At 74.7% G+C, this 320-nt stretch carries 1 protein-coding gene; it reads left to right on the plus strand.

What is annotated here, in order from left to right:
- Nucleotides 1–320 (plus strand): fluoride efflux transporter FluC (locus AC5RUJ_RS18890; protein WP_494156591.1); only part of this gene is annotated, 320 nt, incomplete at both ends.

Here is a 320-nt window from a genome sequence, read left to right on the forward strand (position 1 = left end):
GGGCCGCCGTCGCCGTCGGCGGCTTCGTGGGCGCCGAGGCGCGCTACCTGCTGGGCGTTGCCTTCCCCGAAGACGGCTCCATCCCGTGGACCACGCTGGCCATCAACGTGGCCGGCAGCCTGCTGCTGGGCGTCCTCACGGCGCTCTGGACCGAACGTCCCGGCACCGCGTTCTGGCTCCGCGCCGCGCTGGGCCCGGGGCTGCTCGCCTCCTTCACGACATTCTCCGCCGTTGCGCTGGCCGTCGACCAGTTGGCGGCGCAGGGCCGCCACGCCGACTGGCTGCTGTATCTGGGCCTGTCCCTGCCCGCGGGCCTGGCC

The sequence above is a fragment of the Arthrobacter sp. Y3223164 genome, from assembly GCF_059091005.1.